Annotated in this window: 17 protein-coding genes; 12 read left to right on the top strand and 5 right to left on the bottom strand. The window is 65.7% G+C overall.

The window, feature by feature from the left end; translation table 11 throughout:
• Positions 1-15: 15 nt before the first annotated feature.
• Entirely contained in the window at positions 16-1,170 is a 1,155-nt protein-coding gene (locus A9D13_RS05325) for a site-specific DNA-methyltransferase (RefSeq protein WP_066771130.1), read from the bottom strand.
• 261 nt (positions 1,171-1,431) lie between these two features.
• On the opposite strand from A9D13_RS05325, the gene A9D13_RS05320 reads away from it, so the two are divergent.
• Entirely contained in the window at positions 1,432-2,130 is a 699-nt protein-coding gene (locus tag A9D13_RS05320; RefSeq protein WP_066771805.1) for a sulfotransferase family protein, read from the top strand.
• On the opposite strand, the gene A9D13_RS05315 is transcribed toward A9D13_RS05320, so the two are convergent.
• On the bottom strand, positions 2,127-3,050 hold the full coding sequence (locus tag A9D13_RS05315) for an oxidoreductase (protein WP_216635491.1): 924 nt from the start codon (positions 3,048-3,050) through the stop codon (positions 2,127-2,129). The genes A9D13_RS05320 and A9D13_RS05315 overlap by 4 nt on opposite strands.
• Positions 3,047-3,646: a ribonuclease HII gene (locus tag A9D13_RS20945; RefSeq protein ID WP_066771123.1), complete on the bottom strand. Its 600-nt coding sequence runs from the start codon at positions 3,644-3,646 to the stop codon at positions 3,047-3,049. Before A9D13_RS20945 ends, A9D13_RS05315 begins: the two co-directional genes overlap by 4 nt.
• Positions 3,647-3,694: 48 nt before the next feature.
• Here A9D13_RS20945 and A9D13_RS05305 point away from each other — a divergent pair, with 48 nt between their 5' ends.
• From A9D13_RS05305 to A9D13_RS05270, 8 genes are all read left to right on the top strand, one after another.
• Positions 3,695-4,888: a PQQ-dependent sugar dehydrogenase gene (locus tag A9D13_RS05305; protein ID WP_066771122.1), complete on the top strand. Its 1,194-nt coding sequence runs from the start codon at positions 3,695-3,697 to the stop codon at positions 4,886-4,888.
• Between the two features lie 106 nt (positions 4,889-4,994).
• The gene (locus A9D13_RS05300) at positions 4,995-5,510 is read left to right on the top strand and encodes a GNAT family N-acetyltransferase (RefSeq protein WP_066771116.1); all 516 of its coding nucleotides are present in this window, start codon (positions 4,995-4,997) and stop codon (positions 5,508-5,510) included.
• A 27-nt stretch (positions 5,511-5,537) separates the two neighbouring features.
• Positions 5,538-6,098 (top strand): DUF1285 domain-containing protein, encoded by a 561-nt coding sequence (locus tag A9D13_RS05295; RefSeq protein ID WP_066771115.1) that lies wholly within the window; start codon positions 5,538-5,540, stop codon positions 6,096-6,098.
• Positions 6,095-6,721: an NUDIX hydrolase gene (locus A9D13_RS05290; protein ID WP_066771109.1), complete on the top strand. Its 627-nt coding sequence runs from the start codon at positions 6,095-6,097 to the stop codon at positions 6,719-6,721. Before A9D13_RS05295 ends, A9D13_RS05290 begins: the two co-directional genes overlap by 4 nt.
• Positions 6,722-6,728: 7 nt before the next feature.
• Positions 6,729-7,913 (top strand): CCA tRNA nucleotidyltransferase, encoded by a 1,185-nt coding sequence (locus A9D13_RS05285; RefSeq protein ID WP_066771107.1) that lies wholly within the window; start codon positions 6,729-6,731, stop codon positions 7,911-7,913.
• A gap of 45 nt (positions 7,914-7,958) precedes the next feature.
• Positions 7,959-8,633 carry a retropepsin-like aspartic protease family protein gene (locus A9D13_RS05280; protein WP_066771106.1) on the top strand — a complete coding sequence of 225 codons (675 nt, stop codon included), beginning with the start codon at positions 7,959-7,961 and terminating at the stop codon, positions 8,631-8,633.
• Positions 8,634-8,885: 252 nt separating this feature from the next.
• Positions 8,886-10,325: a DEAD/DEAH box helicase gene (locus A9D13_RS05275; protein ID WP_066771104.1), complete on the top strand. Its 1,440-nt coding sequence runs from the start codon at positions 8,886-8,888 to the stop codon at positions 10,323-10,325.
• Positions 10,326-10,428: 103 nt separating this feature from the next.
• Positions 10,429-11,364: an ROK family protein gene (locus A9D13_RS05270; RefSeq protein ID WP_066771101.1), complete on the top strand. Its 936-nt coding sequence runs from the start codon at positions 10,429-10,431 to the stop codon at positions 11,362-11,364.
• Between the two features lie 4 nt (positions 11,365-11,368).
• On the opposite strand, the gene A9D13_RS05265 is transcribed toward A9D13_RS05270, so the two are convergent.
• A complete protein-coding gene (locus tag A9D13_RS05265) occupies positions 11,369-12,748 on the bottom strand; it encodes a sensor histidine kinase (RefSeq protein ID WP_066771099.1) in 1,380 nt (459 codons plus the stop codon).
• Positions 12,745-13,401 (bottom strand): response regulator transcription factor, encoded by a 657-nt coding sequence (locus A9D13_RS05260; protein WP_066771803.1) that lies wholly within the window; start codon positions 13,399-13,401, stop codon positions 12,745-12,747. Before A9D13_RS05260 ends, A9D13_RS05265 begins: the two co-directional genes overlap by 4 nt.
• A gap of 133 nt (positions 13,402-13,534) precedes the next feature.
• Here A9D13_RS05260 and A9D13_RS05255 point away from each other — a divergent pair, with 133 nt between their 5' ends.
• From A9D13_RS05255 to A9D13_RS05245, 3 genes are read left to right on the top strand one after another with little or no spacing between them, the layout of a single operon-like run.
• Positions 13,535-14,653 (top strand): efflux RND transporter periplasmic adaptor subunit, encoded by a 1,119-nt coding sequence (locus A9D13_RS05255; RefSeq protein ID WP_066771801.1) that lies wholly within the window; start codon positions 13,535-13,537, stop codon positions 14,651-14,653.
• Positions 14,654-14,656: 3 nt separating this feature from the next.
• Positions 14,657-17,791, top strand: a complete 3,135-nt coding sequence (locus A9D13_RS05250; RefSeq protein ID WP_066771096.1) for an efflux RND transporter permease subunit — start codon at positions 14,657-14,659, stop codon at positions 17,789-17,791.
• A complete protein-coding gene (locus A9D13_RS05245) occupies positions 17,784-19,034 on the top strand; it encodes a TolC family protein (RefSeq protein ID WP_066771093.1) in 1,251 nt (416 codons plus the stop codon). The genes A9D13_RS05250 and A9D13_RS05245 overlap by 8 nt, the downstream gene beginning before the upstream one ends.
• The last annotated feature ends 46 nt before the right edge of the window (positions 19,035-19,080 follow it).

The following is a 19,080-nucleotide window of genomic DNA, read 5'->3' as shown; positions in this document are numbered from 1 at the left end:
CCGCTGGGTAGCGGGTCAATCTTCGGTGGCCAACAGGTAAAGCTGGCGCGCGCTGTCGATCGGCTCCAGCCCCTTCTCGCTCTCCATGTGCCAGAAGGTCCAGCCATTGCACGAAGGCGCGCCCTGCAGCGAAGCGCCAAGGCCATGGATCGAGCCGGATTCCTTGCCCGCGACCAGCGACCCATCGGCGCGCACGGTGGCGGTATAGCGGCGTTTCTTGTCCGTAAGCGTGGCCCCTGCGGGGACATAGCCAGCCTCGACCAGGGCGCCGAATGCGACGCGCGGGGCAGAGCGCTTGGACTGCATGACCTTCAGCGCGCTTTCATCCAGCGGCAGCGCGCTTTCGATACGCTCGACCGCGGCTTCGCGGTAATTGCCCTCGCGCTCGCAGCCGATCCACTCACGGCCAAGGCGTTTTGCGACAGCGCCGGTGGTGCCTGTGCCAAAGAACGGGTCCAGCACGACATCGCCCGGATTGGTCGTCGCCAGCATGACGCGATAGAGCAGCGCCTCGGGCTTTTGCGTCGGGTGCACTTTCGTGCCGCCCTTCTTCAAACGCTCCTGCCCGCCGCAGATCGGCAGCACCCAGTCCGAGCGCATCTGCAGCTCGTCATTCAGCGTCTTCATCGCGCGATAGTTGAAGGTATATTTCGATTTTTCGCCCATCGACGCCCAGATCAGCGTTTCATGCGCATTGGTGAAACGCGTGCCCTTGAAATTGGGCATGGGGTTCGATTTGCGCCAGACGACATCGTTCAGAATCCAGAAGCCCGCATCCTGCATCGCCGTGCCGACGCGGAAGATATTGTGATAGCTGCCGATCACCCAGAGCGAACCGGTAGGCTTCAGGATCCGGCGCGCCTGCGCCAACCACTCCCGCGTGAACTGGTCATAGACGGCAAAGCTGGAAAACTTGTCCCAGTCGTCGTCCACCGCATCGACGCGGCTGCCATCGGGGCGGTCGAGGTCGCCGCCCAGCTGGAGATTATACGGCGGATCGGCGAACACCATGTCGATCGACGCCGACGGGATGGACCGCATCGCCTCGATGCAGTCGCCGTCCAATATCTGCCCCAGCGGCAGTTTTGCCCGCAGCTCAGCCGCCGTTTCCGTGGCGGGCGCAGCCCTTTTCTGGCGCGCCGGAGCGCGGGTCTTGAGTATCGTAGCCATTGCTTTCCCCTGTGGATAACCACCTTGATGAATCCACCGGGACTCCCCGTCAAGCGCGTTGCGGCGAGCAGCTGATCGTTTGCAGGGCCATGTGAGTCCTCTCCGCAACAGCCGATCACAAGATATTGAGTCCGCGAGTCTTTGCCGGACTCACGATCTTGCGACTGTGGCCTTCCGGACTCGCGGGAAAGAAATATTCATTGCGGGGATTTGCGGGCGGGCGCATCCATGCGGGCCGGGTCGCGAACCGGGGGGATGATGATGGCGCTCGAAGTGATCGGTGCAGGGCTTGGCCGCAACGCGACCTTTTCGCTGAAATTCGCGCTGGAGAGGTTGGGCTTCGATCCCTGCTTCCACATGAGCGAGCTATTCGCCAATGTCCGCGCGCAATTGCCGCTGTGGCTGGATGTCGTGGATGGCAAGCCCGACTGGGACGGGATCTTCGCAGATTTCCGCTCGACAACGGACTATCCCGCCTGCAGCTATTGGCGCGAACTGGCCGAACATTACCCGCAGGCGAAACTGGTGCTGACAACGCGCGATGCGGACAGCTGGTTCGATTCAGTGTCGGAAACGATCTTCGCCCCGCGCATGCAGGCGACGCTTGTCGGAACCCCGGTCGAGCGCATGATGAAAGGCGCGATCTACGATGCCTTTGCCGCCGGTTCGATGCAGGACCGCGCATTCATGACCGACTGGTACGAGAAGCGAAACGCCGAGGTGATCGCCGCCCTGCCGCCCGAACGCCTGCTGGTCTTCCATCCGAAACAGGGGTGGGAGCCATTGTGCGAATTCCTGGGCGTGCCGGTGCCCGATTGCCCCTTCCCCCGCGTCAACAGCCGCGACGAGCTTGGCGAAGCATCGGACGAGACCGGCGGGCTGCCGGCCGATCCGGTGGTGATGGAGGAATGGGGACGCGGCTATATTGATGCGCTGCGCGAAAAGGCGTTCGGCGGCTAGGCGCCTGAGAGCCCCGGCACAACGCCCGTCATCTGCTCTGACACATCCCACAGGCGCTTCGCCAGTTCCGGATCGCGGGCAGTCGGGCTCTTCCATGCCGGACCAGATGGTCCGCGCGCTTCGAAAATGCCGCGCGACCCCAGATATTCGCCGCCCTCCAGCGCCGGGTCGGTCGCGGCCTGAAGCGCAGGCCAAGCGCCCTTCTCCGCCGTGTTGAGCACCACGCCCAGCAATGGCGTGAACAGGCGGCGTAGCGGGATGTGGCGCGTCAATTCGCTCTGCGCGACGCCGGGGTGGCAGGCGATCGCCTTCACCTTGCTGCCTTCTGCCTTCAGGCGCCGGTCGAGTTCGGTTGCGAAAAGCAGGTTGGCAAGCTTCGACTGGCGATAGAAGCGCATGCGGTCATAGCCCTGCGATCCGTCGAGATTGCCGAATTCGATAGCGCCGCCCTTATGTGCGATGCTGGCGGTGACGACTACGCGCGCCTCGCCATGCGCCTGCGCGCTTTTGCGCAGGGCGGGCAGCAACAGCGAGGTGAACGCGAAACAGCCGAGATGGTTGACCCCGAACTGCATCTCGAACCCGTCCTTCGTGAAAGTCAGGGGCGGCACCATCACGCCCGCATTGTTGACCAGCGCATCGATGCGCGATTCCTTCGCGGCCAGTTCAGCCGCCCGGCGCACGCTTGCCAGATCGGCCTGATCCAGGGGAAGGAAGGCGAGATCGGCATCAGGCACCTTGGCGCGGATCTCCTGCATGGCCGAAAGCGCCCTGCCCTCGGCGCGGCAGGCCATGACCACGCGCGCGCGCCTTGCTGCAAGCAAGCGGGAAATCTCGAACCCGATGCCGGCATTGGCACCGGTGACAATGAAGCACTTGCCGGACTGGTCGCCCATGTGGGCCGCGGTAAAATCACTCAAAGCTTCATCTCCAGCTGGGCGACAGGGGCAAAGCTGCGGCGGTGCAGCGGGGTGGGCCCGTGCTGCCTCAACGCCTCCAAGTGCTCGGCCGTTCCATATCCGGCATTGCGTTCCCAGCCGTAATGCGGATGCGCCAGCGCGGCTGCGCGCATGATACGGTCGCGGTGCTCCTTGGCGATGATGGACGCGGCCGAAATGCAAGGCTCCTTGGCATCGCCCTTGACGATGGCGCGCGCGGGCCAGCGCCATTCGGGGCGGCGACCTGCGGGGGTGAGATTGCCATCGACAAGCACCTCCAGAGGATCACAGCCGATCTTTTGGCACACCGCCTCCACCGCTAGGGTCATCGCCAGCATGGTCGCGCCGAAGATGTTGAGCCGGTCGATATCCTCGACCTCCACCACGCCCACGCCCCACGCGCAGCGGCGCTTGATCACCTCTTCAAGCGCAGTGCGTTTCGTTCCGCTCAGCACCTTGGAATCGCCAAGGCCTGCAGGGCGCGGCTTGCAAAGCAGCACGGCCGCGGCCACGACCGGGCCTGCCAGCGGGCCACGCCCCGCCTCGTCCACGCCGACGATCACTTTCGTCCGCTCCACTCGTCGCAGTTGGGGAACCGCCGGGCGCTATCGTCCGTTGAGAGGCGCATGAACACCAGATCCGTCAGTCTTGCCGGCATGGCGCTTGTTTCGCTCGGCACGGTCGTCGTTGCAAGCTGCAGCGACCTTCCGTCCCAGGCTAATAGTGGAGATGTTGCGGATAAATCCGCTCCCTCCAGCTCTCCCCCCTTCGACCGGGAGGACAAGGGCACTTTCGATGAACCCTGGGCCATGGCATTCGAACCGGGCACCAATAATCTCTTCGTCACGCTGAAGAAGGGGGAGATCACCTTCCTGCGCCCTGACGGTACGCGGGGCACGGTTTCGGGCGTGCCAGAGGTGGATTACGGAGGCCAGGGCGGGCTTGGCGATTTTCGCTTCGCCCCCGACTACGAATCCAGCCATGCCGTCTATCTGAGCTGGGCCGAAGCAGGCGATGGCGACACCCGCGGCGCGGCGGTCGCGCGCGCCACGATGCTGTGCGGAACGCAGACCAGCTGCGAGCTTCGCGACCTGCGCGTCATCTGGCGTCAGAGCTCCAAGGTGACCGGGCGCGGCCATTATTCGCACCGGATCGCCTTTTCGCCCGATGGCGAATATCTGTTCATCGCCAGCGGCGACCGGCAAAAGAAAGACCCGGCGCAGGACCTGTCGAACAACCTGGGCACCATCGTGCGCCTGCTGCCCGACGGCACCCCCGCTTCCGGCAATCCGTTTGCCGAACGCGGCGGCGTTTCAAGGCAGATCTGGTCCTATGGCCACCGCAACATCCTCGGCCTCGGCTTCGACAAGGATGGGCAGCTCTGGGACCTTGAGCACGGACCGCAGGGCGGCGATGAGCTGAACCTTGTCACCGAGGGCGGCAATTACGGCTGGCCCAACGTGTCGAACGGCGTGAACTATGGCGGCGGCGCGATCCCCGACCATTCGCCGGACGACGATTACCTGCCGCCCGCCGAATGGTGGGACCCGGTGATCGCTCCGGGCGACATGATGTTCTATTCGGGCGCGCTGTTCCCCGACTGGCAGGGCGATGCGGTCATCGCCGGGCTAGCCAGCGAAGCGCTGGTGCTGGTGCGGATCAATGGCACCGCCGCGAAGGAGCAGGCTCGCTATCCGATGGGTGCACGCATGCGCGCGCTCGCGCAGGCCCCCGACGGAGCGATCTGGGCCGCGGAAGACGGGCCGGAGGCGCATTTGTGGCGACTGACGCCGGTGGATGTGCCCGCAAACGCCGACTGACCGAAATCGATTGGCCCCAAATTGATTCGACAGGGCGCACGCCAGCCCCTATCGGCGCGCTTTCCTGCCAGAAACGGCAGAAAGCCGCCGAAAAGACCCGCTGAACATGCCCAATATCATCCCTCTCGATCAGGTCGATCCCGCGCTTGTCGAAGCGCTGCTGGACCGTGCGTTCGGTCCGGGACGGCATGAGCGAACCGCCTATAAGGTGCGTGACGGGGTGGAGCCGCTCGCGGGGCTGTCCTTTGCCGCGCTTGACGACAACGACATGCTGGCGGGCACGATCCAGTGCTGGCCGGTGGCGTTGACCGATCCGGAAGGGCGTCCGCATCCGCTGATCATGGTCGGCCCCGTCGCCGTGCTGCCCGAAATGCAGAATGACGGTTACGGCAAGGCGCTGATGCTGGCGATGATCGCGGCGGTGCAGGCAGGCGGCGGCGTGGGGCTGCCGCAGGTGCTGATCGGCGATGCGGATTACTATGGACGCTTCTTCGGTTTCGTGGCCGAACCGACACAGGGCTGGACCCTGCCCGGCCCCTATGATCCCGCGCGCCTGCTGGTCCGGGCGGAGAATAGCGGCATATTGCCGCAATTGGGTATGCTGGGGCCTTGGCGCGGGTGATGCTATCTGGCATCGCCTTTTCCCGCGATGCCTTACGAGATTCCACCCGACCTTGCCGGCCTAAGCCTTGCCGAAATCGCCGAGAGCATGGCGAAGCGCGGCCTGCCGCCGGTCGACGATTGGCACCCCGAGGCCAGCGCCGACAGCGGCATGACCATCGCCGCCGACGGCAGCTGGTATCACGACGGATCGAAGATCACCCGCGCGGGTATGGTGCGCGCCTTTTCCTCGCTGTTACGGCGCGACGATGACGGGTTCTGGCTGGTTCTTCCCTATCAGAAGCAATCGATCGAGGTTGAGGACGCCCCCTTCATCGCCGTGGATGTGAAAGAGGACGAGGAAGCCGGCCAGCCGGTCCTTTCCTTCCGCCTCAACACCGATGAATTCGTGACAGCCGATGCCGATCACCCGGTTATCGCGCGCGGCGATGCCGATACGCCCGCGCTCTACGTCCGCGTGCGCGGCGCTCTGGAGGCGCGGCTGGACCGCTCCACCTATGCGCAGCTGGCCGAGATCGCCATCGCACGCGGCGACGATCCGCTTTCGGTCGCCAGCAAGGGCGCGGTGTTTGCGCTGATCCCGGCATGACCACGCTGCATGACCGCCTCGTCGCGCTGTATCGCGCAGGGCACCGGCGAAAGGTTACCGGGCTGCGCGACGATGTCGACTGGATGCCCGAAGGCCAGCCGCGCCGCGCCGCCGTGCTGGTCGCGATCACCGACCGCCCGCTGACATCCGAGGATCCATCATCCCCCGGTCCCGGCATATTGTTCATCCAGCGCCCGACCAAGATGCGCCGTCATCCGGGGCAGGTCGCCTTTCCCGGCGGTGGGATCGATGCGGGCGAAACCCCGGTCCAGGCCGCTCTGCGCGAAGCGGAGGAGGAGATCGCGCTGCCCCCGTCGCGCGTCTGCGTCATCGGAGAGAGCGATCGTTATCGCACCGGCAGCGGCTTCGACATCACGCCGGTCATCGCAACCGTCCCGCCCGACCTGCCTCTGGTCGCCAGCCCGGCAGAGGTCGACAGCTGGTTCGAGGCACCGCTGTCCTTCCTGCTCGCCCCGGAAAACGTGAACAAGACAACGGCCAAGCTGATGGGACGGCAGCGCCATGTGCTGGAAATGCAGTTCGGCGACTATCGCATCTGGGGCGTGACCGCCGCCATTCTCGACAATCTGCGCCGCCGCCTGCTGCGCGGCGCCCCGCTATAGGCCGATCATGACCATCACCCTGCCAAAGGCGGACTGGGCCGCACGCGCCGACCTGCCCGCACTAATCGCCGCATTGGGTGCGCAGGATTGCCGCTATGTCGGCGGCTGCGTGCGCGATGGGCTCTTGGGCGTGCCCGCCTATGATGTCGACATCGCCACGCGCCATCTGCCGCAGGACGTGTGTGCCAGGCTGGAGGAGGCGGGCATACGCTCTGTCCCCACCGGCATCGACCATGGCACCGTGACCGCGATCCTGCCCGAAGGCCCGGTCGAGATCACGACCCTGCGCCGCGATGTCGAAACCGATGGCCGCCGCGCGACCATCGCCTTTGCCAATGCGTGGGAAGACGATGCTGCACGCCGCGATTTCACGATCAATGCGCTGTACGCCCATCCCGACACATTGGAGATCGACGATTATTTCGGCGGTCTTTCCGATCTGGATGCGCGCCGCGTGCGCTTTATCGGAGACGCTCGCGAGCGCATTCGCGAGGATCACTTGCGCATCTTGCGCTATTTCCGGTTCCAGGCCCGTTTCGGTGCAGAGCCGGATGACGAGGCAATCGCCGCCTGCCGCGATCTCGCCTCAACGCTGAAGGGCCTGTCGCGCGAGCGGGTGGCGGGCGAATTGCTCTCCATCCTGAAACTGCCCGATCCCGCGCCCGTGTGCGAACTGATGGCGCAGCTGGGCGTGCTCCCCGTCATCCTGCCTGAAGTGGAGGACGAAGGCATTGCCGCGCTTGCCGATCTGGTGGCGCAGGAAAAGGCCCAAGGGGTCGAGGCCGACCCGATCCGCCGCCTTGCCGCGCTGCTGCCGCCCGACAAGGTGACTGCCGAGCAGGTCGCCTCGCGCCTCCGCCTCTCCAACGCGCAGCGCAAGCGCATCGGTATCGCCGCCTCGCGCGAGGCGAGTGATGCTGAGGACCCGCGCGCCCTTGCCTATCGCCTATCGCCCGAAAGCGCATGCGACCGCCTGCTGCTGCTGGGCGAAAGCATTGCGCCGGTCACCGGCTGGGACGTGCCGCGGCTTCCGATTTCGGGCGGCGACATCCTCGCCGCAGGCATCGACAAGGGCCCGCTGATCGCAAGGACCCTGCGCGCCGTGGAATCCCGCTGGATCGAAGAAGGTTTCCCGGGCGAGGATCGTGTGCGCGCCATGATGGTTGAAGAAGTGGCCCGCGCAACCGGATAGCCCGGTCAGCGGACAGAAAGCTAAGGAGTGGTACAAGAGCGGCAAATGGATCTCTCCCGTCTCTCCTCCCTCCCCTATGGCGAGCTTTTCGCCGAAAACCCGCTTTTACTGTTTGCGCTGATCGCGCTGGGTGTTTCGATCATCGGCGGCGCGATGATCCGCTCCATGCCGCGTCTGGGCGGGCTGTTGCGGGGCCTTGGGAGTTTCGGCCTCGCCATCGCGCTGGTGCTGACCGTGATCGACGTTGCCCGACTGTCGGGCGGCAGCGATTTCGCGCGCAGCCTGTCTGTTGCCGAACTGGGCATGCCCGAACAGGTGGTGGAGGGCGATGAAACCCGCGTGCCCCTGTCCCGCGACGGCCATTACTGGCTGGAGGCGACCGTCAACGACCATCCCGAACGTTTCCTGATCGACACCGGCGCTTCGCTGACCGCGATGGGCGAAGATGCCGCCGCGCGCGGTAGAATCGAGCCCAGCGCATTTCGCGGCACCATCGCGCTGCAGACCGCAAACGGTTCCGCGCCCGGCAAGGTCGCGACCATGGGCGAATTGCGCGCCGGCAATATCGTCGCGCGCGATCTTGATGTGGTGGTCGCGCCGTCGATGAACGGGATCAACGTGCTGGGCATGAATTTCCTCTCCCGCCTCGAAAGCTGGCGGGTGGAGGACGGAACACTGGTGCTGGTGCCGCATCATCCGCAGCCGGTGCAGGACCTCTGATCCTTGCTGCGCTTGCGAATTTGATTGCGCAGGTGCCGAACTATCCCTATGTGACCGCCTGTGGCAGCGCGCCGGATCGGCGCGACACCCGGATGCCTGCGTGAGCCCCGCCGACAGAAATGGCGATCTGGCCGCGCATCCGAACCCCGACCAACGGGGCCGCCACGCCGCTGCTTCCCGATCACGCTAAGGGTCGCCGTACGACCCCGTACGCGCGCCACAGATGCGTTCGTACCCATGTGAGTATTTGATTTGTCCTATTTCTCCGAGCTTGGCCTGGCCGAGCCCATTACCCGCGCTCTCGCCTCAAAAGGCTATGAAGAGCCGACCCCGATTCAGCGCCAGGCAATTCCCGCGCTGATGGAAGGCCGCGATATCCTCGGCATCGCGCAGACCGGCACCGGCAAGACCGCTGCCTTCTCGCTCCCCTCGATCGACCGCCTTATCCGCGAAGACAAGCGCCCGCAGCCGGCATCTTGCCGCATGCTGGTGCTTTCGCCCACACGCGAACTGGCCGCGCAGATCGCCGACAACATGAAGTTCTATGCCAAGAACACGCGTCTTGGCATCCAGTGCATCTTTGGCGGCGTTCCCGCTGGCAAGCAGGCAAAGAAGCTGGTCGCGGGCACCGACATCCTTGTCGCGACGCCGGGCCGCCTGCTTGACCTGATCGACCAGCGCGCGCTGACGCTGCGCCATGTCGAGATCTTCGTATTGGACGAAGCCGACCAGATGATGGACCTCGGCTTCATCAAGCCGCTGACCCGTGTCGCCGCACTGCTGCCCGAAGGGCGCCAGTCGCTGTTCTTTTCCGCGACCATGCCCGATGCGATCGCAAAGCTGGGCAAGCGCTTCATCAACAACCCGGTGAAGGTCGAGGTCGCCCCGCAGTCGACCACGGCGGAACGCGTCGAGCAGTTTGCGATTTTCATCGACCAGAAGGAAAAGCAGTCGCTCCTGACGCTTTCGCTGCTGAAGGGCATCGAGAGCGGCGAGATCGACCGTACGCTGGTCTTCACCCGCACCAAGCATGGCGCGGACCGCGTCGTGCGCCACCTGGTCGCCGCCGGCATCAATGCCGCCGCGATCCATGGAAACAAGACGCAAGCCCAGCGCATTCGTGCCCTCGACGGTTTCCGCGATGGCAAGGTGCCGGTACTGGTCGCGACCGACATCGCCGCGCGCGGCATCGACGTTTCGGGCGTGTCCCACGTCTTCAACTTCGAAATCCCGAACGTGCCCGAACAATATGTCCACCGCATCGGTCGCACCGCGCGTGCGGGCGCTGACGGCATGGCGATCAGCTTCGTCGCGCCGGACGAAAAGCCCTATATGCGCGACATCGAGCGGCTGACGAAGAACAAGCCCGCGATCCTGCCGATCCCGGACAATTTCGTCGCCAATGCCGAAAAGCTGCCCAAGCCGACCCGTGCCCCCGCAGGCGCGGAACGCGATCCCAATGCCAAGGGAGGCCGTGGTGGTGGCCGTGGCCGCGGTCGTGGCGGCCCCAAGGGTGGACGCGATGGCGGTCAGGGCGGCTCGAAGAATTTCGAGCAGCGCCAGCAGCGCAAGCGCGCCGAAAATCGCGGTGATGGCGAGCCGCGCGACGACATGGGCAACAAGCGCCGCCGTTTCCGCCCCAAGGGCGCGAATGGCGTGGGCGCGCACAAGGGTGCCGTTCGCGCACGCTGATACGCGGCACAGCGAAAATGATAAAGGGCGGGAAGGCATTGGCTTTCCCGCCCTTTTCTTTTGCCCGCAATGCTGTGATGGATCGGCGAAGAGGAGAGCGACGATGAGCGACACCCCCGGAGTCCTTGGCGCGATAGAAGCGGGCGGAACGAAATTCCTGTGTGCGATCGCCGGGGCGGATGGCCGGATTATCGACGAATTGCGCATACCGACCGAAACGCCCGAACAGACGCTGGGCGCGGCAGGGCGGTTCTTTGCCGAATCCATCGCCGCGCACGGCTCCCTGGCGGCGCTGGGTATCGGTAGTTTCGGGCCTTTGTCGCTGAACCCTGCGGCAGACGATTATGGCCATATCACCACCACGCCCAAGCCCGGCTGGCAGAACGCGGATCTCATCGGCCATTTCCGGGAGGTCACCAATGCCCCGATCGCGTTCGACACCGATGTGAACTGCGCCGCCATCGGTGAACATCTGTTCGGCAGCGGACGGGGCCTCGACAGCTTTTGCTATGTCACCGTGGGCACCGGGATCGGGGTCGGCGTCTTTATCGCAGGCGCTCCCCATGGCGGGGCCAATCATCCCGAAGCCGGACACATCCCCCTCCCCCGCGCGCAAGGGGACGAGGGTTTTGCGGGCATCTGCCCTTTTCACGGCGACTGCGCCGAAGGGATGGCATCCGGCCCCGCCATGCGCGCACGCTGGGGCCAGCCTGCCGAGAGCCTGCCCGATGATCACCCCGCGTGGGAGATCGAGGCCGATTACCTCGCCGCGCTATGCGCCACGCTAAGCTATGTCGTGCGGCCCGAACGCATCGTGCTGGGCGGGGGCGTGATGGAGGCACCCTCCATGCTGGGCCGCGTGCGCGAGAGCCTCTTGCGAAAGCTTGGCGGCTATGACGCCAGCCTCGCCGCTCTCAGCATGGGCGACTATCTCGCCCCGCCCACCGCGGGCGCGTCGACGGGCCTTACCGGCGCATTGGCGCTTGCCCATCGCACCGCATATGGCGAATGGCCAGCCGGCTGGTCGCCCGAGCCTTAGCCCCCTAGCCCGCCACCGGGACCGTCACCGTCGCGCAGAGCCCCGCCCCGCCCGTCTTGGCCCTGAGGTCTATCTCCAGATCATAGGCATCCGCGATGTCGCGGGCGATCGCCAACCCCAGACCGGAACCGGCACTTTCGGGGTCGAACCGGGTGCCGACCTCAAAAGCATGACGAAGCTGCTCTTCGCTAAGGCCCGGGCCATCGTCGCCAATGCTGAATTCGACCCTGTCGCCTGTGCGCCGGGCCATGACCTCGACCTCGCGGCTGGCCCATTTGGCCGCATTGTCGATCAGGATCGAGAGGACTTCCGACAAATCGACCGGGTCGATGCGCAGGGGCGTATCGGCATCTTCTTCGATATCGACATCGAAACCGCGTTCGCGGTGAAGGCGGCGCATGGCCGAGATGATCGGCGGCAGCACCTCGGCAGCGCGGCTGGTAATGCCCGGCCCCCGAAAGCCCACGGTCGAGCGGGCACGCGCCAGCTGATATTCGATCTGCCGGACCATCACCTGTCCCTGCCCCAGAAACACCTCGGCCGCATCGCTCGCGCCCTCACGCGATGCCAGCCGCTCGGCCTCGTCGGTTATTACGGCAAGCGGGGTGCGCAGGGCATGGGCCAGATTGCCCGCCTCCACCCGCGCGCGCTCGACGATGCGGCTGTTGTGATCGACATAGGCATTTACATCATCGACCAGCGGCGCGATCTCGTTGGGGTACTTCCCTTCCAGGCTGGTCGCGTGGCCGCTACGCAGCCGGGCCGTGGCATGCGCCAGCCGATCGAGAGGGCGCAGTCCGAACGAGACCACCGCCATGCCCGTCAGCGCGAGCGCCATGGCCAGCGCAGCAAGCCAGAGCGTCAATTCCTGCGTGAATTCCGCGATCGCCTCGTTCAAGAGCCGCTCGTCGGTGGCGATCATGAAATGCACATTGGTTCCGTCGCCGGCCTGCCGCATCGTGCCATAGGTGATGGTCGGGCCGGTCGGCCCCGCCTCGACATGGTGGTGGATAGAGGTGTCATGCGCGGTCGAGGGATCCAGCGACCCGCGCGTCATCGACGGCGATTTCAGCCCCGGCCTGCCGTGGACCGCAACCTCCCAATAGAAACCCGACAACGGCACGAGATAGCGCGGATCGGACAGCGGCCTGTCCATGGTGAGCGCGCCGCCGGGCCCGATCTCGACCAGCGCGGCAAGCTCGACGATATGGACTTCGAGCTCCTCGTGATATTGCATCTCGACATGCTTGGCGAATAGGCTGGTGGCCGAGAACCAGATCCCCGCGATACCGACCGCCGTCCATGCCAGCGCGGCCAGCAGCATGCGCAGGCGCAGCGAGTTCCAGCCCAGAAAAGCGCCGCGCGGCGTGATGGTGCGGGTCATCGCTCGAACCTGTAACCTTGCCCGCGCAAGGTGCGGATCCTGCCCTTCCCGACCTTGCGCCGCAGACGCGAGACCAGAACTTCGACCGCGTTGAAGTCCCGCTGGCTCTCAAGGTCGTAGAGATGCTCGACGATATCGCCTTGTGAGAGCACCTGCCCGGGCTTGCGCATGAATAGGTGCAGCAGGCGAAATTCCTGTTTCGACAGAGCGATCGGCTCCCCGTCGACCGTCGCCTCGCGGGTTAGCGGGTCGAGTGCGATGCCTCCTTCGACCAGCCGCGGGTCGCGATTGTCGGCAGGTCGGCGCAGCAGGGCGTGGAGGCGGGCCAGCAGTTCCTCGAAGCGGACGGGTTTCACCACGAAATCATCGGCGCCCGCGTTGAGCCCCGTCACCTTGTCCTGCCAGCTGTCGCGCGCGGTCAGGATCAGGATCGGGCTGGCGATGCGCCGGTCGCGCCAATGGGCCAGCAGATCCATGCCGCTGCCATCGGGCAGGCCAAGATCGAGGACGACGGCAGCGATCTTGTCCATGTCGGGCCATGCCTCGCCTTCTTCGCGGCTGCGCGCGACATCGACGGCAAATCCCGCCGTGCGCAACCTGTCGGACAGGCGCGTTGCCAGCTGTTCGTCGTCTTCGACAAGCAGAAGTCGCAATTGGCTAAACCCCATCCCTTTGTCGCCAGCACCCCATGGCGCGGCAATGGGCCGATGTCCGGTTCCCATGAAACTGACAATATGGGGCGAAACTGACAAGCTGCTGTCAGTTTCACGGTTAATCCTTGCCCGCATGGACAGGAAAATCCTTGCTGGCGGAGCCGCCGCCCTGATCGTCATCGCCGCCGGCTATGCGTGGCTCACCCCGTCCGGCCCCGAAGAGGTGGCGCAGGCCGAACCGCAAGGCGACGGGACGCTGAGCGCCGAGCAGATCGCGCAGCTTGGCATTACGGTCGAGAATTCCGTCGCCGCCGATGCGGTGCCGCTGGGGTCCGTCCCCGCGCTTGTATCCCTCCCCCCGCAGGCCCGCGTCGCCGTCACCACTCCCTTCCCTGGCGTGGCGGTGCGCGTGCTTGCGATAGAGGGTGAAGCCGTGCGCCGCGGTCAGGCGCTGGCGCAGGTCCGTTCTGCCGATCCGGTGCAGTTCAGCGGCGATCTTGCCCGCGCGCAGGCGGACCTGTCCTATGAACAGGCCCGCGCCGACCGGCTGGCAAAACTGGCCGATGAAGGGGTGGTCGCTGGCGTCCGCGCCGACGAAGCGCAGGCCGCTGCCAGCCGCACCCGCGCCACCATTGCGGAAAACAACCGCCTGCTCGCCATGGCAGGCGCGGGGCGCGACGGCACCGCCACCCTGCGCGCGCCGATCAGCGGGCGCGTGGCGCAGGTGAATATCGAAACCGGCGAAGCGGTCGGCGGCGACATGGCGCCGTTCGTGATTGAGAACACCGCCGCCCTGCGGCTCGACCTGCAGGTCCCCGAACGGCTGGCGGGCAAGGTAAAGACCGGCATGCCGGTAACGCTCACCCTGCCGGGGAGTAGCGAGGTGGCGGGCCGCATCCTCTCGGTCGGCGCATCGCTTGATCCGCAGACCCGGTCCGTGCCGGCACGCGCCAGCATTCCCGCCGTGCCCGGACTGGTGCCGGGGCAAAGCGTGATGGCGGTGATCGCCGATCCCGCAGGATCCGACCAGACCGGCGTTTCGGTGCCGAGCGCCGCCGTCACCCGCATCGGCGGGCAGGATTATGTCTTCGTGCGCGGCGCATCGGGCGATGGCGTCGCCTTCGCCCGGCGCAAGGTCATCGTCGCCGCCGATGCCGGGGGCCGCGCGATCATCTCCGGCGGGCTCAAGGCGGGAGAGCCTGTCGCCATCAGCGGCGTCGCCGAGCTTAAATCGCTGCTGGGCGGGGAATAGGCGATGCTCAGGAAACTGGTCGAACGGGCGCTGTCGATGCGCCTTGCCGTGCTGGGGCTGGCCATCGCGTTGGCCGGGCTTGGCGCCTATGCCTTCGTCAAGCTGCCGATCGATGCCTTTCCCGACATCAGCTCGACGCAGGTAAAGATCATCCTGAAAGCCCCCGGCATGACGCCCGAAGAAGTGGAAAGCCGCGTCATCACGCCCATCGAGCAGGAGATGCTGGGCATCCCTGACCAGAGCGTCCTGCGCTCGGTCGCCAAATATGCCATCGCCGATATCACGATCGATTTCGCCGACGGGACCGACATCTATTGGGCGCGCACGCAGGTGGCCGAACGGCTGAACGGCGTGATGGGCGACCTGCCCGCCAGCGTGTCGGGCGGCATGGCGCCGATCTCCACCCCGCTTTCCGACATGTACATGTTCACGATGGAGGGGCCGCAATCGCTGGCGGAGAAACGCCGGGTCCTCGACTGGACCATTCGCCCGGCCCTGCGCACCGTGCCGGGCGTGGCCGATGTCAACGCGCTGGGCGGCTATGTCGAGACGTTCGAGGTGGTGCCCGACAATGCGGCGCTTTCCGCCGCCGGGCTGGCGGTCAGCGATCTTTCTGCCGCCATAGAGGCATCGAACCGCAATGATGGCGCGGGCCGACTGACCACGGGCGAGGAGGCGCTGATCGTGCGCGCCACCGGGGCGATCCGCACGCTCGATGATCTGGGCGCGGTCGTCATCAGGTCCGGAAACGGGCGCGTGCTGCGCGTGTCCGACGTGGCGCAGGTGCGCACCGGCAGCCTCACCCGCTATGGCGCGGTGTCAAAGAATGGAGAGGGCGAGGCCGTCGAAGGCCTTGTCATCGGCCTGCGCGGCGCGGATGCCGCGCAGGTCGTTTCCGGGGTGAAGGATCGGCTGGAGGAGCTGAAGCCGAGCCTGCCCGAAGGCATGGAAGTCTCGGTCTTCTACGACCGATCCGACCTTATCACTCGCGCCGTCGGCACGGTTGAGAAGGCGCTGCTGGAAGCGACATTCCTTGTCGTCATCCTGCTGCTGTTGTTCCTGGGCGATGTGCGTGCATCGCTGATCGTCGCGCTGGCGCTGCCGATGGCGGTGCTGCTCACCTTCATCTTCATGCGATCAATCGGGCTGACGGCAAATCTGATGAGCCTTGGCGGCATAGCCATCGCGGTCGGCATATTGGTCGATGGCGCGGTCGTGGTGGTCGAAAACGTGGTGGAACGCCTGTCCGATCCGAAGCACGCGAGATCGTCGAAGCTCAATTCCGTCTTTGTCGCCGCCGCCGAAGTGGCAAAACCCGTCGCATCGGGCATGGCGATCATCGCGCTCGTCTTCCTGCCGCTGCTCACGCTGGAGGGGCTGGAAGGCAAGCTGTTCTCTCCGGTCGCGCTGACCATCGTTCTGGCGCTGCTGTCCGCGCTGGTGCTGTCGCTGACGCTAATCCCGGTGCTGGCCTTTTATGTGCTGAAAGTGCAGGCGGACGAGGAAGGCCACAACCACGAACCGTGGCTGATGCGCCAGATCGCCCCGCGCTACCACGCGCTGCTCAACGGCGCGTTCGCTCGGCGCGGGCTCGTCTATGGCGTGGCGGGCTTGTCGCTGATTTTGGCGGCCATCGCCTATTCGCTGACGGGCAAGACCTTTCTTCCGACCATGGATGAAGGCTCGGTCATCGTGCAGCTGACGAAACTGCCCTCGATCTCCCTCGAACATAGCGTCGAGGGCGACATGAAAGTGCAGAAGGCGCTGATCGGAAAGGTGCCCGAAGTGGAGGATGTGATCGCCCGCGTCGGCTCGGACGAGCTTGGCCTCGACCCCATGAGCCTGAACGAGACCGACAGTTTCCTGCGTCTCAAACCGCGCGAGGAATGGAGCGTCCCGACCAAGGAGGCGTTGATCGACAAGATGCGCGATGCGCTCTCTGCCCTACCCGGTATCGAGCCGAGTTTCACCCAGCCGATCGAGATGCGCATTTCCGAAATGCTGACCGGCGCGCGCGGCGATCTCGCCATCAAGATCTTCGGCCCCGACCTTGATCAGCTGTCCAGCATCGCAGGGCAGATCCAGACAAGGCTGGAAGCCATCCCCGGCACCAGCGAGGCGATGACTGTCGCCAATGACAATGTCGACTACCTCCAGCTCGACATCGACCGGGTGGCGGCGGGGCGCGCAGGCATGCCGGTAGCGGACCTGCAAGACGCGATGCGCGCCAGCGTCGAGGGCGTGCACGCAGGCGTGGTGGCCGAAGGCATCCGCCGCGTGCCCATCGTCATCCGCGGACAGGGCAGCGACCTTACCCCGCAGGGCTTTGCCGACCAGCTTTATCGCACGCCAACGGGACAGCTGGTCCGCGCCAGCGATGTTGCCAGCGTCTCGCGCACCGAGGGGCCGGTGAAGCTGGAGCATGAAAACGGATCGCGCTTTGCCATGGTGCAGGCCTTCGTGTCAGGCCGCGACCTTGTTGGCTATGTCGGGGAAGCGAAGGCCGATATCGGCGCCAATGTCACCCTGCCGCAGGGCTATCGCATCGTCTGGGGCGGGCAATTCGAAAACCAGCAACGCGCATCGGCGCGGCTGATGGTGGTTTTGCCGATCTCGCTTGCGCTGATATTCGTGGTGCTGTTCGCGACGCTGGGGTCCATGCGGGCCAGCCTTTTGATCCTTGCCATGATCCCCTTTGCGGTCGTGGGCGGGATGATCTCGCTTGCCCTTTCGGGCGAATATCTCTCGGTCCCGGCATCGGTCGGCTTTATCGCCCTCCTTGGCATCGCGGTCCTCAATGGCCTCGTGATGGTCAGCTATTTCCGGCAATTGCGAGAGGAAGGCGTATCCCTGTCGCAGGCCGTGCGCATGGGCGCCGAACGCCGCCTGCGCCCTGTGCTGATGACCGCGACCATCGCCGCTTTCGGCCTTGTCCCGCTGCTGTTCGCCAGCGGGCCGGGATCGGAAATCCAGAAGCCGCTCGCCATCGTGGTCATCGGCGGGCTGTTCTCCTCCACCCTGCTTACGCTGGTGCTGCTGCCGATCCTGTATGAACGGTTTGGCGAAAACCGGGCCGAGCGTGAGGCGGGTGACGAGGGGCATCCAGTGGTAGAGGACGGGGAGGCAGCCCATGCGTGATCTCATGCTGACGATGGCCGCCGCCTGCGCCATCATCCCCTTCGCGGCACAGGCGCAAACCGGGCCGGAAGATCCCGGCATGCCCGATCCGGCGCAGGTCGGCCTCGCCCTCGACGCGCAGCCGACGGTGCTGGCGGCGCAGGCGCGGGTGAACGCGGCCGAGGCGCAAGCCCGCGCCCTTGCCCGCGGCCCGCATGAGATCACGGCCAGCGGCACCTATATCCGCCGCGATGTGGTGCGCGAAAAGACTTTCAATGAATATGACGTGCAGCTGACGCGCGCCATCCGCCTACCCGGAAAGGCGCGGCTCGACCGGGAAATCGGCAGCTATGGCATCACCGCTGCCGAAAACATGGCCGAAGACATGCGCCACCAGTCGGCCATAGCCCTGTCCGAAAGCTGGTGGGACTGGCTCTCGGCAGCGCGGCAGGCGCAAATCGACCGGGATGCGGTGGCGAATTACGAAAAGCTCCGTTCCGCCGTCAGGCGCATGGAGGAGCTGCGCGAGGCATCGCGGCTGGAAGTCGATCAGGCCGAGGCATCGCTGGCGCTGGCAAGGCTGGCGGCCGAACGCTCTGCCGGTGAAGCTGCCGTGGCGCGCGGTCGGCTCAGCACCCGCTTCCCCGCCGTGCTGCCAGCAGGGGGCGCGCCCGACATACCAGAGCCCGTGCTCCCCGATGAAGGGCTTGAGCAACTGGGCCGGCTGGTCGTCAGCCGCAGTCACGAGATTGCCGCAGCCGATGCCGATGCCTCGCGCGCGGGGGCGCTCGCGGCCCGCACGCGCAAGGACCGGATGGCCGACCCTTCAGTGGGGCTCAGGGTGTTTTCCGAACGCGATGGCGATGAGCGCGGCGCTGGCGTACTTTTCTCGATCCCACTTGGCGGCGGGCACAGGAAGGCACTGGCCGAACAATCCGCCGCCGAAGCGAGTGCCGCCAGCGCCGAGCTTGCCGCCGTGCGCTGGGACATCGCCGAAATGGCCAGTACGGATGTCGAACGCGCGCGCTATGCCTATGCCGCATGGCAGGCGGCGCGCACCGGCCTCAATGCGCAAATCGCGGCGCTGGAGAAATTGCGGATCGGCTATCGCGCCGGTGAGATCGACCTGTCGGATCAGCTTTTGGGCGAAAGACAGGCCCATGATGCCATCCGCAGCGAAGCGGAAGCACGCGCCGAAGCCATGCGCGCGCTGACCCGGCTCAGGATCGATTCGCACATGATCTGGATCGGCGAGGATGATTGACCGGCGATAAGCCGATGCGCTTACAGGATCGCAGGGCTGTGCGGCC

The organism is Croceicoccus mobilis (assembly GCF_001661965.1).
GTDB classification, from domain to species: Bacteria; Pseudomonadota; Alphaproteobacteria; order Sphingomonadales; family Sphingomonadaceae; genus Croceicoccus; species Croceicoccus mobilis.
Note: the sequence above shows the minus strand (reverse complement) of the source record. Positions and strands in the feature narration are given on the sequence as shown.

What these genes read in the sequence shown, in the direction of transcription:
- A9D13_RS05320 (WP_066771805.1), top strand. Translation starts at nt 1,432, where the DNA reads ATGGCGCTCGAAGTGATCGGTGCAGGGCTTGGCCGCAACGCGACCTTT.
- A9D13_RS05305 (WP_066771122.1), top strand. Translation starts at nt 3,695, where the DNA reads ATGAACACCAGATCCGTCAGTCTTGCCGGCATGGCGCTTGTTTCGCTC.
- A9D13_RS05270 (WP_066771101.1), top strand. Translation starts at nt 10,429, where the DNA reads ATGAGCGACACCCCCGGAGTCCTTGGCGCGATAGAAGCGGGCGGAACG.
- A9D13_RS05285 (WP_066771107.1), top strand. Translation starts at nt 6,729, where the DNA reads ATGACCATCACCCTGCCAAAGGCGGACTGGGCCGCACGCGCCGACCTG.
- A9D13_RS05325 (WP_066771130.1), bottom strand. Translation starts at nt 1,170, where the DNA reads ATGGCTACGATACTCAAGACCCGCGCTCCGGCGCGCCAGAAAAGGGCT.
- A9D13_RS05250 (WP_066771096.1), top strand. Translation starts at nt 14,657, where the DNA reads ATGCTCAGGAAACTGGTCGAACGGGCGCTGTCGATGCGCCTTGCCGTG.
- A9D13_RS05245 (WP_066771093.1), top strand. Translation starts at nt 17,784, where the DNA reads ATGCGTGATCTCATGCTGACGATGGCCGCCGCCTGCGCCATCATCCCC.
- A9D13_RS05280 (WP_066771106.1), top strand. Translation starts at nt 7,959, where the DNA reads ATGGATCTCTCCCGTCTCTCCTCCCTCCCCTATGGCGAGCTTTTCGCC.
- A9D13_RS05255 (WP_066771801.1), top strand. Translation starts at nt 13,535, where the DNA reads ATGGACAGGAAAATCCTTGCTGGCGGAGCCGCCGCCCTGATCGTCATC.
- A9D13_RS05290 (WP_066771109.1), top strand. Translation starts at nt 6,095, where the DNA reads ATGACCACGCTGCATGACCGCCTCGTCGCGCTGTATCGCGCAGGGCAC.
- A9D13_RS05265 (WP_066771099.1), bottom strand. Translation starts at nt 12,748, where the DNA reads ATGACCCGCACCATCACGCCGCGCGGCGCTTTTCTGGGCTGGAACTCG.
- A9D13_RS05300 (WP_066771116.1), top strand. Translation starts at nt 4,995, where the DNA reads ATGCCCAATATCATCCCTCTCGATCAGGTCGATCCCGCGCTTGTCGAA.
- A9D13_RS05295 (WP_066771115.1), top strand. Translation starts at nt 5,538, where the DNA reads ATGCCTTACGAGATTCCACCCGACCTTGCCGGCCTAAGCCTTGCCGAA.